Consider the following 14,896-nt stretch of genomic DNA (forward strand, 5'->3'; position numbering starts at 1 on the left):
TCCTCACAGGCTGCAGGACACGCAGCCCTGCACCTCGGTGCCTTCCAGGGCGGCCTGGCGCAGGCGGATGTAATAGAGCGTCTTGATGCCCTTCTTCCAGGCGTAGATCTGCGCCCGATTGATGTCGCGGGTGGTAGCGGTGTCGCGGAAGAACAGCGTCAGCGACAGTCCCTGGTCGACATGGCGGGTGGCCTCGGCATAGGTGTCGATGATCTTTTCCGGGCCGATCTCGTAGGCGTCCTGGTAGAACTCCTGGTTGTCATCGGCCAGGTAGGGCGCCGGGTAGTAGACGCGGCCCAGCTTGCCTTCCTTGCGGATCTCCACCTTGGCGACGATGGGGTGGATGCTCGAGGTGGAGTGGTTGATGTAGGAAATCGAGCCGGTTGGCGGGATGGCCTGGAGGTTGCGGTTGAACAACCCGTGCGCCATCACCGAGGCCTTGAGTTCCTGCCAGTCCGCGCGGGTCGGCAGGCGGATGCCGGCCACCTCGAACAACTCGGCCACCCGCGGGGTGCGCGGGGTGAAGTCGCCCTCGGTGTACTGGTCGAAATACTCGCCGCTGGCGTACTTGGAATCGGCGAAGCCCTGGAAGCTCTGGCCGCGTTCGATGGCCAGGCGATTGGAGGCGCGCACCGCATGGTAGGTGACGGTGTAGAAGTACAGATTGGTGAAATCCAGGCCTTCGGCCGAGCCGTAGTGGATGTGCTCGCGGGCCAGGTAACCGTGCAGGTTCATCTGCCCCAGGCCGATGGCGTGGGAGGCGGCGTTGCCGGCGGCCACCGAGGGTACGCAGCGAATGTCGCTCATTTCCGAGACCGCGGTGAGGCCGCGGATGGCGGTTTCCACGGTGCGGCCCAGATCCGGCGAATCCATGGTGCGGGCGATGTTCAGCGAGCCCAGGTTGCAGGAAATGTCCTGGCCGACATGCTCGTAGCCCAGGTCTTCGTCGAAGCGGCTGGGGGTGTTGACCTGGAGGATCTCCGAGCAGAGGTTGCTCATGTTGATGCGCCCGGCGATGGGATTGGCGCGATTCACCGTGTCTTCGAACATCAGGTACGGATAGCCGGATTCGAACTGGATCTCCGCCAGGGTCTGGAAGAATTCCCGGGCGTTGATCTTGCGCTTGCGGATGCGCGCATCGGCCACCATCTCCGCGTACTTGTCACTCACGCTGATGTCGGCGAAGGGCACGCCATAGACCCGTTCCACGTCGTAGGGCGAGAACAGGTACATGTCGGCGTTGCGCTTGGCCAGCTCGAAGGTGATGTCCGGGATGACCACGCCAAGGGACAGGGTCTTGATGCGGATCTTCTCGTCGGCGTTCTCGCGCTTGGTATCGAGGAATCTCAGGATGTCCGGGTGGTGGGCATTGAGATAGACGGCCCCGGCGCCCTGGCGCGAACCCAGCTGGTTGGCGTAGGAGAAGGCGTCTTCCAGCAGTTTCATGATCGGGATGATGCCGGAGGACTGGTTCTCGATGCGCTTGATCGGCGCCCCGACCTCGCGCACGTTGCTCAGCAGGAAGGCCACGCCGCCGCCACGCTTGGACAGCTGCAGCGCCGAATTCACCGCGCGGCCGATGGACTCCATGTTGTCTTCGATGCGCAACAGGAAGCAGGACACCAACTCGCCGCGCTGGAGCTTGCCGGCGTTGAGAAAGGTCGGCGTGGCCGGCTGGAAGCGCCCGCTGATCATCTCGTCCACCAGCGACTCGGCCAGGCCCTCGTCACCACGGGCCAGACTCAGGGCGACCATGCACACCCGGTCTTCGTAGCGTTCCAGGTAGCGCTGGCCGTCGAAGGTCTTGAGGGTGTAGCTGGTGTAGTACTTGAAGGCGCCCAGGAAGCTCTGGAAGCGGAATTTGTAGGCGTAGGCGCGCTCGAACAGCGCCTTGACGAAGACCGGCGCGTATTGCTCCAGCACCGCCGCCTCGTAGTAGCCCTTGTCCACCAGGTAGTCGAGTTTCTCATCCAGGTTATGGAAGAACACGGTGTTCTGGTTGACGTGCTGCAGGAAGTACTGGCGCGCCGCTTGGCGGTCCTTGTCCAGCTGCAACTCGCCGTTGGGGCCGTAGAGATTGAGCATGGCGTTGAGCGCGTGGTAGTCCGCTTCGCTGCCGGTCGGGGTCAGGCCTGACGTTGCCAAAAGTCGTTCACTCCCGTGCGCACCCGGTCGACGTCTTCCGTCGTGCCGAGCAATTCGAATTGGTAGAGCAGGGGTACCGCGCATTTCTGGGCGACGATGCGTCCGCCCAGGCAGTAGCCCTCGCCGAAGTTGGTGTTGCCGGCGGCGATGACGCCGCGGATCAGAGCGCGATTGTGCGGATCGTTGAGAAAGTGGATCACCGGCTTGGGCACCGCGCCCTTGCTGCCGCCGCCGCCATAGGTCGGCAAGACCAGGATGTAGGGCTCGCGAGCCTTGAGCGGTTCGGCGGCGGGATCCTGGGGGATGCGCCGCGCCGGCAGTCCGAGTTTCTCGACGAATCTGTGGGTGTTCTCCGAGGTGCTGGAGAAATACAGCAGCTCGCCCATGGTCCTGGCCTCAGGCCACCAGCTGGCCGAGCTTGTCCGGGCGGAAGCCGGCCCAGTGGTCGTCACCGGCCACCACCACCGGTACCTGGCGATAGCCCAGGGATTCCACGGTCTGGCGCGCCTTGGCGTCCTGCTCGATGTCCACCACCTGGTAGGCGATGCCCTGGCGATCCAGGGCGCGATAGGTGGCGTTGCACTGCACGCAGGCGGGCTTGCTGTAGATGGTGATGGTCATGGCTGACTCCTGTCCGTAGTGGGGCGAACTCAAAGGAAAAAGCCTGTCGCCAGCCGGGCTCTGCCGGGGCGGCGCGGGTCCTTTCCTTTGAGTTCGACTTGGGTCTCAAGTTCGGTCCAGATACTACATATGGTGTTTTTGAATTTCTACACCACAACAAGTGGGGATTTTGATCTGGGTCATGGCTCTGCTCTATCACGCCTGGATGACGATTTCAGTCAGGCCATGGCCGCTGAACCAGGTAGTCCCTCCGCCCCTGGGGCTACCTGCGGACTTCCCCCTGCAGACCGCAAGACGCTGTGGCTGCGGCAGGGGCGTCTGGCCAGAGGGTGGATTTCTTTCCTGTCTGCCAAGGAGAGCGCCTTTTTGTAGTGCGAAAGTCGCCCTGACTACGCTCGCGACTCCCATTCGTCGTCGAACCGCCGCATAATCGGCCTTTCGCTTGCGCCCGAGTCCGTTCACGCATGAGTTCCGCTCGCTATCGCCTCGCTCTCAACGGCTACGGTCGCATCGGTCGTTGCGTGTTGCGTGCCCTGCACGAGCGCGGTGCGGCGAGCGAGCTCGCCATCGTCGCCCTCAACGATCTGGCCGACCGGCCCAGTCTCGAATACCTGACCCGCTTCGACTCCACCCATGGCCGCTTTCCCGGGCGGGTGGCGCTGGACGGCGAACGCCTGCGCATCGGCGACCAGGCCCTGGAGATCCGCCGCGAGGCGGAGCCCGAGCGGGTGGACTGGCGCGCACTGGACGTCGATCTGGTGCTGGAATGCTCCGGCGCCTTCAGTACCCGTGCCGAGGCCGGACGCTTTCTCGCCGCCGGCGCGCCGCGGGTGCTGTTCTCCCAGCCCATGGTCAGCGAGACCGACGTCGACGCCACCGTGGTCTATGGCGTCAACCAGCAGGCCCTGCGCGGTGACGAGACGCTGGTCTCGAATGCGTCCTGCACCACCAATTGCAGCGTCCCGGTGCTGAAACTTTTGCACGAGACCCTGGGTCTGGAGTACGTCTCCATCACCACGATCCACTCGGCCATGAACGACCAGCCCGTGATCGACGCCTACCATGCCGAAGATCTGCGGCGGACGCGGTCGGCGTTCCAGTCGATCATCCCGGTGGCGACCGGCCTGGCGCGCGGCATCGAACGCCTGCTGCCCGAGCTCGGCGGGCGCATCCAGGCCCGCGCCGTGCGCGTACCCACGGTCAACGTCTCCTGCCTGGACATCACCTGCATCGTCGGCCGCGACACCACCGCGCCGGCGCTCAACACCCTGTTGCGTGACGCCGCCCAGAGCGGTCCCCTGGCCGGGCTGATCGACTACACCGAGTTGCCCCACGCCTCCTGCGATTTCAACCACGATCCCCATTCCGCCATCGTCGATGGCAGCCAGACCCGCGTTTCCGGCCCCCGGCTGGTCAATCTGCTGGTGTGGTTCGACAACGAATGGGGCTTCGCCAACCGCATGCTCGACGTCGCCGGCCATTGGCTGCGCATCGCCAAGCCCACCTGAAACAAGCACAACTAAGGGATTGCCTGTATGTCCGTGTTGAAAATGAGCGACCTCGATCTGAAGGGTAAGCGCGTCCTGATTCGCGAAGACCTCAACGTTCCGGTGAAGGAAGGCCAGATCAAGAGCGATGCCCGCCTGGTCGCCGCCCTGCCGACCCTCAAGCTGGCCCTGGAAAAGGGTGCTGCGGTGATCGTCTGCTCGCACCTGGGTCGTCCCACCGAGGGCGAGTTCAGCGAGGAAAACAGCCTGGCCCCGGTCGCGGCCTACCTGAGCAAGGCCCTGGGCCGCGAGGTGCCCCTGGTGAAGGACTACCTGGACGGCGTCCAGGTCGAGCCGGGTCAGCTGGTGCTGCTGGAGAACGTGCGCTTCAACGCGGGCGAGAAAAAGAACGCCGATGAGCTGGCGAAGAAATACGCCGCCCTGTGCGACATCTTCGTCATGGACGCCTTCGGCACCGCCCACCGCGCCGAGGGTTCGACCCATGGCGTGGCCAAGTTCGCCAAGGTCGCGGCGGCCGGTCCGCTGCTGGCCGCCGAGCTGGATGCCCTGGGCAAGGCGCTGGGCAATCCCGCCCGCCCGATGGCCGCCATCGTCGCCGGCTCCAAGGTCTCCACCAAGCTGGACGTGCTCAACTCCCTGGCGCAGATCTGCGACCAGCTGATCGTCGGCGGCGGCATCGCCAACACCTTCCTCGCCGCGGCCGGCTACAAGGTTGGCAAGTCGCTGTACGAAGCCGATCTGGTGGACACCGCCAAGGCCATCGCCGCCAAGGTCAGCGTGCCGCTGCCGGTGGACGTGGTGGTCGCCAAGGAATTCGCCGAGACCGCCCAGGCCACTACCAAGTCGATCAACGACGTGGCCGACGACGACATGATCCTCGACATCGGCCCGGTCAGCGCCCAGCAATTCGCCGACCTGCTCAAGTCGGCCAAGACCATCCTCTGGAACGGTCCGGTGGGCGTCTTCGAATTCGACCAGTTCGGCGAAGGCACCCGCACCCTGGCCCAGGCCATCGCCGACAGCGACGCCTTCTCCATCGCCGGGGGTGGCGACACCCTGGCCGCCATCGACAAGTACGGCATCGGCGAGAAGGTTTCCTATATCTCCACCGGTGGCGGCGCCTTCCTCGAATTCGTCGAGGGCAAGGTCCTGCCGGCCGTCGAAGTCCTCCAGCAACGCGCCCAGGAGTAATCGCCATGCGTACGCCGCTGCTCGTCTGTTCCGCTGTCCTGATGCTGGCCGGTTGCGCCGGTGGCAATGCCGACAAGGCCTGCGCGGTGTTCGCGCCGCCACCGGCGGCAGCCGCCACGCCCACGGCGCAGAATGGCGAGCGGGTCGATACGCTCAATGGCAACGCCAGCCGTCCTGCCAGCGGTTGCGCCCAGTGAAGGGGCGCACGCTCGCCCTCGGTCTGCTGGGTCTCGCCGTGCTGACCGGCTGTGCCGGTCGCGGCGCGCAGCAGACGGGCGGCTGGACCCACTGGGTCTGTGATTCCAAGGCGGCCTTCGACTGGCGCTATGTGGATCGCAGCCAGTCCATCGTCGACCTCAAGCTGGAAGGCGATGGCCTGATCCGTCATCTCAACCGCGAACCGGCCACCGATGGCCAGTCCTATACCGACGGGCTGGTGGCTTTGCATATCCGCGGCGACCAGGGACTCGTCTACTGGATCGCCAACAACGACCTCATCGGCCGCGGCTGCCGGACGCCTTGAAGCGGCGAATGTCAGCTGAACCGATTAATCCAGGGCGGCCAGGGGTCGGCCGCTTGAACCCTGCCAGCCGCTCATGCAGGCTGGCGCCACCACCGCCTTTGTAGGGAGATAATCACCAATGGCACTCGTCAGCATGCGTCAGCTGCTGGATCACGCCGCCGAATTCGGCTATGGCGTCCCGGCCTTCAACGTCAACAACCTCGAGCAGATGCGCGCCATCATGGAAGCCGCCGACAAGACCGATTCGCCGGTCATCGTTCAGGCCTCCGCCGGTGCCCGCAAGTACGCCGGCGCTCCCTTCCTGCGTCACCTGATCCTGGCTGCGGTGGAAGAATTCCCGCACATCCCGGTGGTCATGCACCAGGACCACGGCACCAGCCCCGACGTCTGCCAGCGCTCCATCCAGCTGGGCTTCTCCTCGGTGATGATGGACGGCTCGCTGATGGCCGACGGCAAGACGCCGTCCGACTACGACTACAACGTGCGCGTCACCCAGCAGACCGTGGCCTTCGCCCATGCCTGCGGCGTGTCCGTGGAAGGCGAGCTGGGCTGCCTGGGCAGCCTGGAAACCGGCATGGCCGGTGAAGAAGACGGCGTGGGCGCCGAAGGCACCCTGGATCACAGCCAGCTGCTGACCGATCCGGAAGAAGCCGCCCAGTTCGTCAAGGCCACCAAGGTCGACGCCCTGGCCATCGCCATTGGCACCAGCCACGGCGCCTACAAGTTCACCAAGCCGCCGACCGGGGACACCCTGTCGATCCAGCGCATCAAGGAAATCCATGCGCGCATCCCGGACACTCATCTGGTCATGCACGGCTCCAGCTCGGTGCCCCAGGAGTGGCTGAAGATCATCAACGAGTACGGTGGCGACATCAAGGAAACCTACGGCGTGCCGGTCGAAGAGATCGTCGAAGGCATCAAGTACGGGGTCCGCAAGGTCAACATCGACACCGACCTGCGTCTGGCCTCCACCGGTGCCATCCGCGAGTTCATGGCCAAGAACCGTAGCGAGTTCGACCCGCGCAAGTACCTGGCCAAGACCGTCACCGCCATGCGCGACGTCTGCATCGCCCGTTACGAAGCCTTCGGCACCGCTGGCCAGGCCTCCAAGATCAAGCCGATCTCCCTGGACGCCATGTTCGAGCGCTATGCCCGCGGCGAGCTGGATCCCAAGGTCAACTGATCCCGCGCTGCAGGAAAAGGCCCCGTATGGGGCCTTTTTTTATGACCCGCAGTCAGGCTCAGGCGCTTTGTTGCAGCGACGCCTGATCGGCTTCGGCGGCCAGGCAGGCGCGGGCGAGGAGCAGCCAGAGACGCTGGTGCAGGGTGTTGAGCGCAGGCAGCAGCTCGGCGCTGTGGCGATAGACCGCGGAGAGGGAATCCTCGGCGAGATCGAGCCGGGGGCAGTGACGCTGCAGGTAGTCGCCCAGGCTGACCGTGGCGATGGCGGGAGGCAGGGGCAGGTCGCAGGCCAGCCAGTCCGCGACCCGGCGTCGATAATCCTGCTTGGCGAATTCGCACAGGGCATTGATCTGACTGGGGCCCTGCGGTCGCCGCTGCAGGGTGCGGTATTCCTTCACCAGCAGGCGCGCCTCGCGCAGGCGCTCCACGTCCGGATAGCGCTCGGCCAGGGTGAGCAGCAGCCGATAGAGCTCGGCAGCCTGCTCCTGGCCGGGCAGACGCTGGGCCAGGGCCCGTTCGATGCGCTGCCGATAGAGCGGCGCCACGGCCAGCAACTGCTGGCGCGCGGCGGTCTGCCAGGTATCGATGGCCCGATACTCCTGCAAGTGCTCCTGGTTGAACGCCCCTTCGCCGTGAACGACGTGGGCCAGTCCATGACTGTGCAGCTCTTCGTAGAAGGCCAGCAGGCAGCGCCGCTGGCTTTGCTTTTCCGCTTCCTGCCAGGCGTCCGCAGTGCCGGCGGCCAGCAGCAGGATGCGTTCGCGGACAGTGTCTGCCTCAAGGGCGCGGGTGGTCCGCTCCAGCGGCAGGTGCAGGGGTAGCCAGGGGCAATCGGGCCAGGCATGGCCACTCCAGCGCTGCAGGACCGTGTCACTGTCCTGGACCGGTTCCGGAACCAGCGTGGCCACCGTGGCCGCTGGCTCCGCCTCGGGCTGGCGGCCGGCCAGGCGATGGACCAGCAGGGTCAGGGCGCGGCCATGCGCATCGGGCTGCTCCAGCAGGGCACTGGCAGGGCGCCGGTCGTCCAGCAGTCCGGGGAGCGGATGCCGCTCGGCCCAGGCGATCCGCTGCCGATCCGCCGGATGACGACCCCAGTAGCGGCTGCTGGCGGAGGTCGGCGTGGGGGAGAGCGTCTGGCGAGCCAGCAGGGCCGCGTGCAACTCCAGCAGATTGCCGACCAGGCCCTGGGCCGCGGGTGCCGTCAGGCTGCGCCGTCTGGCTTCACGCCAGGCCTGCTGGGCCAGGCGCGTCTGGCGCGCCGTCGCGCGAAAGGCCGCGCTGCCGCCCAGCAGGACCTGGTAATGATCGGCGCGGGCTTCCCGGCGCTGGCTGGCGGTGCGGGTGAGGCGCTGGCCGCTGGCAAAGAGCAGGCGGGCCCAGCCACGGGCGACGCGGGCGAGGAGCCCTCGGGACGCCGCCTGGCCGAGGCGTTCCAGTTGCGCGAGGCAGGCATTGAGCAGGGCGCCCCCCAGACGATCCAGACCGCTCACCTGGTGCCCCAGCACATGGGCGAGGCTGGCCAGGTACTGATCGCGGGTGAGGGCCGTCATCAGCGGCAGACCCAGGCGCAGCGTCCGGGTCCTGACCGCGAAGCGGATGTCGACCTCCGCCGTCAGCAGCAGGCGCCGAGGCGGGCAGACCCCCATGGCCTGGCAGAGCGCTGCGATCAGCGAATGCAGCGCCGGCTCCTGGGCTGGCGTCAGCGGCCGTTCGGCGGCGGCTTCTGTTCCTCGGCCCGGGCGCGGCGCCAGAAAGCCCAGGGCCAGCCAGGCGCCCAGGCCGGCCAGCGGCAGGGCCAGGCCACAGGCGACGACGATATCCTGGTGCAGCAGAGTGATGAAGGCCGCCAGGGCACAGATCGCCAGCAGCAATCCGGCCAGGCCCGGCAGCAGATAGAGCAGGCTGAGCGTCAGGCCGAGGAGCACGGCCGCCAGCAGTTGCAGGCGCTCACCCAGGGAGAAGGCCGGGCGCGGCAGGCCCGCTGCCTGCAACGCGGCCAGACGCGCCTGCAGATCGAGGTCCTGGGCGACGGGGGTGGATTCCTGGCGTTCGACCAGATGGACATCCAGTCCCGTATCTCGCAGCCGCTCGACCCATTCGTGGGCTTGCGCGCTGGCCAGATCCCGCTTGAGGACACCCCTGGCCGGGGGCAGCAGGCGCTCCACCTGCTCCGGTGCCAGCCTGAGCTGATAGAGCAGGCTGATCCTCAGGGTGTCGGGGGAGACATCGTCGCGGCAGCTGCCGCTGAGCAGGAGATCGTAGCGAGCCATGGGCAATCCTTTGCGCAGTCGTCCGCCGGGGCGGCAGGTAGAAATCCAGAGCGGCTTTCTACCTCACTGCTGCAATCGCGTTGCGTGCATGGCTCTCAGTTGCGCGGCCGCGGGCCGCTCTGGCACGCCCTTCTGGCGGATTCGTGACCGATTACCGCTCCGCTGCGGTCAGGACCTCTTCCATCCAGGCCACCATGGCGGCGCCATCCATGCCCAGGCAGACCGTGACCGGCGGATTGCCGGACCAGCGCCCGTCCAGATAGGCGCGACCCTCGGGGGCGAAAAAGGTCTGGCCTTCCGCCAGGCCTTCGGTGCCGACGCTGAGGTGACCGCGAGCGGTGTGGAACAGCTCGGGGCGGCGCAGATAGGCGAGGGCGCAGCTGTCGTGGGGATGGCAGCCGTCGATGTCCTTCACGCTGCGGTAGAAGTCCGCATAGAAGTCATAGCTGCGGGCGAGCACCTCGCCGAGGGCGCCCTGGCGCGCCGCGATGCGCTGCAGGCGGGGCGGATCGAGCACGGCGCGGTGGGTGGCATCGAGGCCGACCAGGGTCAGCGGCCAGGGAGCGGCGAAGACCCGCGCCGCGGCATGGGGGTCGGAAAAGATGTTGGCTTCGGCCACCGGCGTGACGTTGCCCGGCTCGACGATGGCGCCGCCCATCACCACCACTTCGCGAACGCGCTGGGCGACCGTGGGATCCAGCGCCAGGGCGAGGGCCAGGTTGCCCAGCGGCCCGACCGCCACCAGGGTGATCTCGCCCGGTCGCAGGCGGGTCTGCTCGACGATGAAGCGCGCCGCATCCAGGGCGTGGGGTGTCTGGCTCGGCGCGGGCAGCTGCTGGTTGCCCAGGCCATCCTGGCCATGCACGTGCAGGGCGTGGTTGCCGGCCGGCTTGACCAGGGGCTCGGCCACCCCAGCCGCGACGGGCGTGTCCCGGCCGGCCAGCTCGGTGAGCAGCAGGGCGTTGCGGGTCGCCGTGGTGACCGGCACATTGCCGAAGGTGGTGGTCAGCCCAATCACCTCGAAGGCGGGATCGGCAAACAGCAGGGCGATGGCCTGGGCGTCGTCCACGCCAGGATCGGTATCGAAGATAATGGGAAGGGACAAGAGGCTTTCTCCGGCTCAGATCTCTTCCCAGGCTACCCGAGGGGCAGCGCCCCTTGCTAGCTGGGCAGGTCCAACTCGCCCAGGGCATCCGGCTGGTTGCGAAACGCCCGGGCGAAGACCTCGCGATTGCGGGCCATGAACAGCCCCAGGTCTTCGCACTGCTTCTCGGCAAGACCGGGTACGGCCTTGTCCAATACGCTGGCGAGCGACTCGGCCAGCTCCAACATCTTGTCGTGACGATCGGCTTCGGCTTTATCCATGAACAGGCGCTCCGGATCTCGGCTGCTGCGATACAACACTTCGACGGCCATGCGTCACCTCGTATTCTGTATCTGGTTATATATACAGTAGTTGGCTTGTCACGGGATTGCAAGGACTACCGCTCGGCGGTCAGCCTTCGGTCACTCATGGCAATTTGCCAATCGTTCGACATTTCCGCGTGTCTCCAGATTTGCCTCGGGAAACTTAAGCGCGGAAGCTGGTCTCTGAGTCTGGACCAAACGGGCATCACTGCCCGCCTCTATCCGGATCACCTCCGGCTCACGGAACGAGACCGCCAATGCCTGCCATCTTTATCCGTCCGCTTATTGCCGCGCTTGGCCCGTCTGGGTCGATCGAGGTGCGGGCGTGAGTTCGACCCTCATCATCCTGGCCATCACGGTCGCCAGCTTTCTGCTGGGGTTCCTGCGCGACCTGCTGATCGCCCGCCAATTCGGCGTGAGCTGGGAAGCCGACCTGATCTTTGTCGCGCTCATCCTGCCGGTGTTCTTCGAGAGCTTCTTCGGCCTCGCCCTGCGCGATGCCATGATTCCCTATCTGCAACGCATCCGCGACCGCTGCAACGCCCAGTACGAGCAGGTCGGTCGCTGGCTGTACTGGCGCATCGGCCTGTTCGGCCTGCTGTTGTCGGTGATCGGCGTCCTCGCCAGTCCCTGGCTGATGCATGCCCTGGCGCCGGGCTGGAGCGACGAGCAGGTCGAGACCGGCAAGCTGGTCTTCGCCGTCGGTACCCTGCTGATCTGCGTGCAGGCCGTCCTCTATTGCCAGGGCGCGCTGCTCAACCTCGATCGCATCTTCATCCTGCCGATGACCCGCACCCTGATGCTCAATCTGGGCGCCATCCTGGCCATCGTCATCCTGCAGCCGAGCGGTATCGCGCTGTTCACCGGCATGCTGCTGCCCCAGGTGCTGCTGATCGTCATCCAGCACCGCCGCCTGGGCTATCTCGGCCAGCGTTCGGTGGCCTTCGAGAAGCCCGAGGGCAGTCCCTTCGCCGTGACCTTCGCTCCCGTGCTGCTCGCCGCCGGCGCCCAGCAGGGTTGCATGCTGGCGGAGCGCTTCTTCGCCTCGCTGCTGGCGGAGGGCAACATCACCATGCTGTCCTTCTCCTACCGCATCGTGACCATTCCGCTGACGCTCTATGCGCTGTCGATCCTGGCGATGATCTTTCCCGAGCTGACCCGCAGCTGGAACGAGGGCAATGCCGACAAGTACAGCGCGCTGATGCGCAAGGCGCTGCTCGGCACCCTGCTGTTCCTGGTGCCGGCCGCCGTGGTGCTGTTCAGCTACTCCGAGCCGGTGGTCAAGGTGCTGCTGGAGCGCGGCGACCGCCACCCTGGTGGTGGCCTATGCCCTGGGTCTGCCCTGGATGGGGCTGGCCCTGCTGTGGGGGCGTGCCCTGCTGTCGCAGCAGCGCGCCCGCACCTTCCTTTACGCCACCCTGGCCAGCTCCTTCATCACCGTGGCCCTGGACGCTGTTGTCTATCGGCCATTCGGTGCCCAGGGACTGGCCTACTCCTTTACCACCGGAGCCTTCCTGCAGGCGGTGTTCATGGCGCTGGCGCTCTATCGCCACTCCCTGGCCGGCCTGCACCTGTCGCTGCTGCTGCGCTGGTTCAGCGCGGGCAGCGCGGTGGCCCTGCTGAGTTTCCTGTTGCCCAAGCCGGTCGGCCTGCTGGAGCTGATCGTCAGCGTCAGCGTGGCCATGCTGGGCTTCCTGGTGCTGTTGCTGGTCCTGGGCGAACGTGACCTGTTCCGCCGCGGCTATTGGGCGCGCGGTGACTCGGGCACGGGGCGCGCTGAACCGACGAGTTGAACGGCCGTCGCTGGACGGCAAGGAAAAAGGTGGCGATCTGCAGCCATTGGTCGCTATCTGTTACGAAGTCATGAATTTTTGATTTGGCTTCGAGTCGCACGGAAAGATTGATCCCAGTCAAAGAATTTCTGATGGAAGCTTTTTTCCATTTGCAAGAGATCGGACATGTAGTTGGGGTCGGCACTTCGCATGGTGGCTTTGCTCGCTACCGACATTCTCTTTGAAAGGAATCGATCCTATGTCCTCCCAATCCCCTGTCACCCGTATCGGCATCGTCGGTACCGGCATGATCTCGCGCTGCCTGGCCCGGCTCATCAGCCGTCACTATGACGACATGACCGTGACCCGCGTCCTGACCCGCCGGCCCATCGCCACGGTCACCGACTATCCGCTGACCGAAGCGCTCACCCAGTCGGTGGCGGATCTCATCGATCATTGCGACCTGCTGGTGGAGTGCAGCGGCGACCCCTACCACGGCACCGAGATCATCGAGCGCGCCTTCGAAGCCGGCATCAAGGTGGTCACCATCAATGCCGAACTGCAGGTGACGACCGGTTCCTACCTGGCCGGCAAGGGTTTCCTGACCGAGGCCGAGGGCGATCAGCCGGGTTCGCTGGCGGCGCTGCACGAAGAGGCCGTGCAGATGGGCTTCAAGCCGCTGGTCTACGGCAACATGAAGGGCTATCTGAACCACAACCCGACGCCGGAAGACATGGCCTACTGGTCCGCGCGCCAGGGCACCAGCATCGACCAGACCACCTCCTTCACCGACGGCACCAAGGTGCAGATCGAGCAGGTGGTGGTCGGTAACAACTATGGCGCCACCATCACCCGCCAGGGGCTGGAAGGCCTGAATTCGACCAACCTGCAGGACAGCGCCAACATCCTCGCGCAGATGGCCGAGCAACTGGGCCAGCCCATCGTCGACTACGTGATCCCCAGCGGCTACTCCGCCGGTGGCGTCTTCGTGGTCGGTCGCCATGACGAAGACCAGGCCGGTGCCATCGAGTACTTCAAGCTGGGCAAGGGCCCGTACTACGTGCTGGTACGCCCCTTCCACCTGTGCTCCCTGGAGGTCGGCAAGACCCTGAGACGCGTCATCGCCGGCGGCAAGATCCTGCTCAACAACTCCACCACGCCGACCCTGAGCGTGGCCGCCATCATGAAGAAGCCCATGGCGGCCGGCGACGTCATCGAGCGCGGCATCGGTGGCTACAGCGTGCGCGGCGAAGCGGTCAAGATCGCCGAGTGCCCGGATCACCTGCCGATCGGCCTGCTCAAGCACAGCGTGCTCAAGCGCGCCCTGGAGCCGGGTCAGATCGTCACCTTCGACGACGTCGAACTGACCCCCAGCCGCGCCCTGGACATCGTCCTGCAACAGCATCGCGAGGCGATCCATCGCCAGCTGCTGGAAACCCAGCTGAGCGAGTCGGCCTGGAACGCCAGCGCCGACCTGGCACCGGTCGCGCTGCCCAAGGCGGTGGGTGCGGTCCTGTCCTGATTTCGCCGAGGCGGAACGCGAAGGGGCCCTGAGGGCCCCTTTTTCATTACCCGCCGCTGGCGGCGGCGCGGAGGCGGGCGACGGTGGCGGGGAGTTCGTCCATGTGCGCGATCAGGGCGGTCACGCCCAGCGCGCTCAGGGTCTCGCCATGGCTGGGCGGAATGTGGCTGGCGCCGGTAAAGCCGATGACGCGCATGCCGGCCGCCAGCGCCGCGCGCACGCCGGTGGCGCTGTCCTCGATCACCAGGCAGCGCTCCGGCGCGACACCTATCGTCCTGGCGGCCAGGAGATAGACATCGGGTGCCGGCTTGGGCTGGGCCACCATGTCGGCACTGAAGATATGGCCCGCCACCCGCTCGACCAGATCGGCCCGGCGGACCGAGGATTCGACGCTGTGCCTGAGGCTGTTGGAGGCGACCGCCAGCGGCAGGTCGATGCTCTCCAGGGCACGCTTCACCCCGGGAATGGCTTCCACGCTGGTGGAGATCAGCGTTTCCGCCTGGGTGCGCAGGTCGCTGAACAGCGCGGGCGGCAGGGTGATGCCGAAGCGCTGCTCGACCAGGGCGAAGATGTCCCGGGTGGTCAGGCCAAAGGTCCCGTGCAGCAGGGCTTCGAGTTCGGCGCGCGGTGCATGGGCGGCCAGGCCGTCGAGGACGACGCGTTCGGCGAGGATTTCGCTGTCGACCAGCACGCCATCGCAATCGCTGATCAGCAGTTCCACAGGGGTGACGTTCATCGGTATTCCTTGCAGGGGG

13 protein-coding genes and 1 pseudogene are annotated in these 14,896 nt (G+C 66.1%); 7 read left to right on the plus strand and 7 right to left on the minus strand.

The genetic code is table 11. The features are described 5' to 3' along the window. Nucleotides 1–3 precede the first annotated feature (3 nt). Genes nrdE through nrdH form a run of 3 tightly spaced genes read right to left on the minus strand, consistent with a single transcriptional unit; the run spans nucleotide 4 to nucleotide 2,766 of the window. Entirely contained in the window at nucleotides 4–2,145 is a 2,142-nt protein-coding gene (gene nrdE / locus POR01S_RS09550) for a class 1b ribonucleoside-diphosphate reductase subunit alpha (protein ID WP_081875193.1), read from the minus strand. Further along, the gene (nrdI, locus tag POR01S_RS09555; protein WP_027598230.1) at nucleotides 2,127–2,531 is read right to left on the minus strand and encodes a class Ib ribonucleoside-diphosphate reductase assembly flavoprotein NrdI; all 405 of its coding nucleotides are present in this window, start codon (nucleotides 2,529–2,531) and stop codon (nucleotides 2,127–2,129) included. Before nrdI ends, nrdE begins: the two co-directional genes overlap by 19 nt. A gap of 10 nt (nucleotides 2,532–2,541) precedes the next feature. Beyond that, a complete protein-coding gene (gene nrdH / locus POR01S_RS09560) occupies nucleotides 2,542–2,766 on the minus strand; it encodes a glutaredoxin-like protein NrdH (protein WP_007161291.1) in 225 nt (74 codons plus the stop codon). 464 nt (nucleotides 2,767–3,230) lie between these two features. On the opposite strand from nrdH, the gene epd reads away from it, so the two are divergent. The 5 genes from epd to fba all read left to right on the plus strand — a co-directional run bounded on the left by epd (nucleotide 3,231) and on the right by fba (nucleotide 7,171). Beyond that, nucleotides 3,231–4,274 carry an erythrose-4-phosphate dehydrogenase gene (gene epd, locus POR01S_RS09565; RefSeq protein ID WP_042135368.1) on the plus strand — a complete coding sequence of 348 codons (1,044 nt, stop codon included), beginning with the start codon at nucleotides 3,231–3,233 and terminating at the stop codon, nucleotides 4,272–4,274. Nucleotides 4,275–4,301: 27 nt separating this feature from the next. Beyond that, the gene (locus tag POR01S_RS09570; RefSeq protein ID WP_027598233.1) at nucleotides 4,302–5,465 is read left to right on the plus strand and encodes a phosphoglycerate kinase; all 1,164 of its coding nucleotides are present in this window, start codon (nucleotides 4,302–4,304) and stop codon (nucleotides 5,463–5,465) included. 5 nt (nucleotides 5,466–5,470) lie between these two features. Next, nucleotides 5,471–5,662 carry a hypothetical protein gene (locus POR01S_RS09575; protein WP_007161288.1) on the plus strand — a complete coding sequence of 64 codons (192 nt, stop codon included), beginning with the start codon at nucleotides 5,471–5,473 and terminating at the stop codon, nucleotides 5,660–5,662. Continuing rightward, a complete protein-coding gene (locus POR01S_RS09580) occupies nucleotides 5,659–5,988 on the plus strand; it encodes an MliC family protein (protein ID WP_027598234.1) in 330 nt (109 codons plus the stop codon). The genes POR01S_RS09575 and POR01S_RS09580 overlap by 4 nt, the downstream gene beginning before the upstream one ends. 118 nt (nucleotides 5,989–6,106) lie before the next feature. After that, nucleotides 6,107–7,171 carry a class II fructose-bisphosphate aldolase gene (fba, locus tag POR01S_RS09585; RefSeq protein ID WP_007161286.1) on the plus strand — a complete coding sequence of 355 codons (1,065 nt, stop codon included), beginning with the start codon at nucleotides 6,107–6,109 and terminating at the stop codon, nucleotides 7,169–7,171. Between the two features lie 58 nt (nucleotides 7,172–7,229). Here the strand turns inward: fba and POR01S_RS09590 are convergent, their stop codons facing one another. From POR01S_RS09590 to POR01S_RS09600, 3 genes are all read right to left on the minus strand, one after another. Continuing rightward, nucleotides 7,230–9,440 (minus strand): M48 family metallopeptidase, encoded by a 2,211-nt coding sequence (locus POR01S_RS09590; protein ID WP_042135370.1) that lies wholly within the window; start codon nucleotides 9,438–9,440, stop codon nucleotides 7,230–7,232. A gap of 151 nt (nucleotides 9,441–9,591) precedes the next feature. Beyond that, the gene (locus POR01S_RS09595; RefSeq protein ID WP_042135371.1) at nucleotides 9,592–10,545 is read right to left on the minus strand and encodes a nucleoside hydrolase; all 954 of its coding nucleotides are present in this window, start codon (nucleotides 10,543–10,545) and stop codon (nucleotides 9,592–9,594) included. A gap of 56 nt (nucleotides 10,546–10,601) precedes the next feature. Further along, nucleotides 10,602–10,856, minus strand: coding sequence for a YebG family protein (locus POR01S_RS09600; RefSeq protein ID WP_007161283.1), 255 nt, complete (start codon nucleotides 10,854–10,856; stop codon nucleotides 10,602–10,604). 316 nt (nucleotides 10,857–11,172) lie between these two features. On the opposite strand from POR01S_RS09600, the pseudogene POR01S_RS09605 reads away from it, so the two are divergent. Both POR01S_RS09605 and POR01S_RS09610 read left to right on the plus strand, forming a co-directional pair. Further along, nucleotides 11,173–12,640, plus strand: a pseudogene (locus tag POR01S_RS09605) (lipid II flippase MurJ). 286 nt (nucleotides 12,641–12,926) lie between these two features. Continuing rightward, nucleotides 12,927–14,141 carry an NAD(P)-dependent oxidoreductase gene (locus POR01S_RS09610; protein WP_169853346.1) on the plus strand — a complete coding sequence of 405 codons (1,215 nt, stop codon included), beginning with the start codon at nucleotides 12,927–12,929 and terminating at the stop codon, nucleotides 14,139–14,141. A gap of 46 nt (nucleotides 14,142–14,187) precedes the next feature. Here POR01S_RS09610 and POR01S_RS09615 read toward each other — a convergent pair whose 3' ends face one another. Next, a complete protein-coding gene (locus tag POR01S_RS09615) occupies nucleotides 14,188–14,877 on the minus strand; it encodes an HAD family hydrolase (protein WP_042135375.1) in 690 nt (229 codons plus the stop codon). Nucleotides 14,878–14,896 lie beyond the last annotated feature (19 nt).

The organism is Pseudomonas oryzihabitans NBRC 102199 (assembly GCF_000730625.1).
Lineage (GTDB): Bacteria > Pseudomonadota > Gammaproteobacteria > Pseudomonadales > Pseudomonadaceae > Chryseomonas > Chryseomonas oryzihabitans.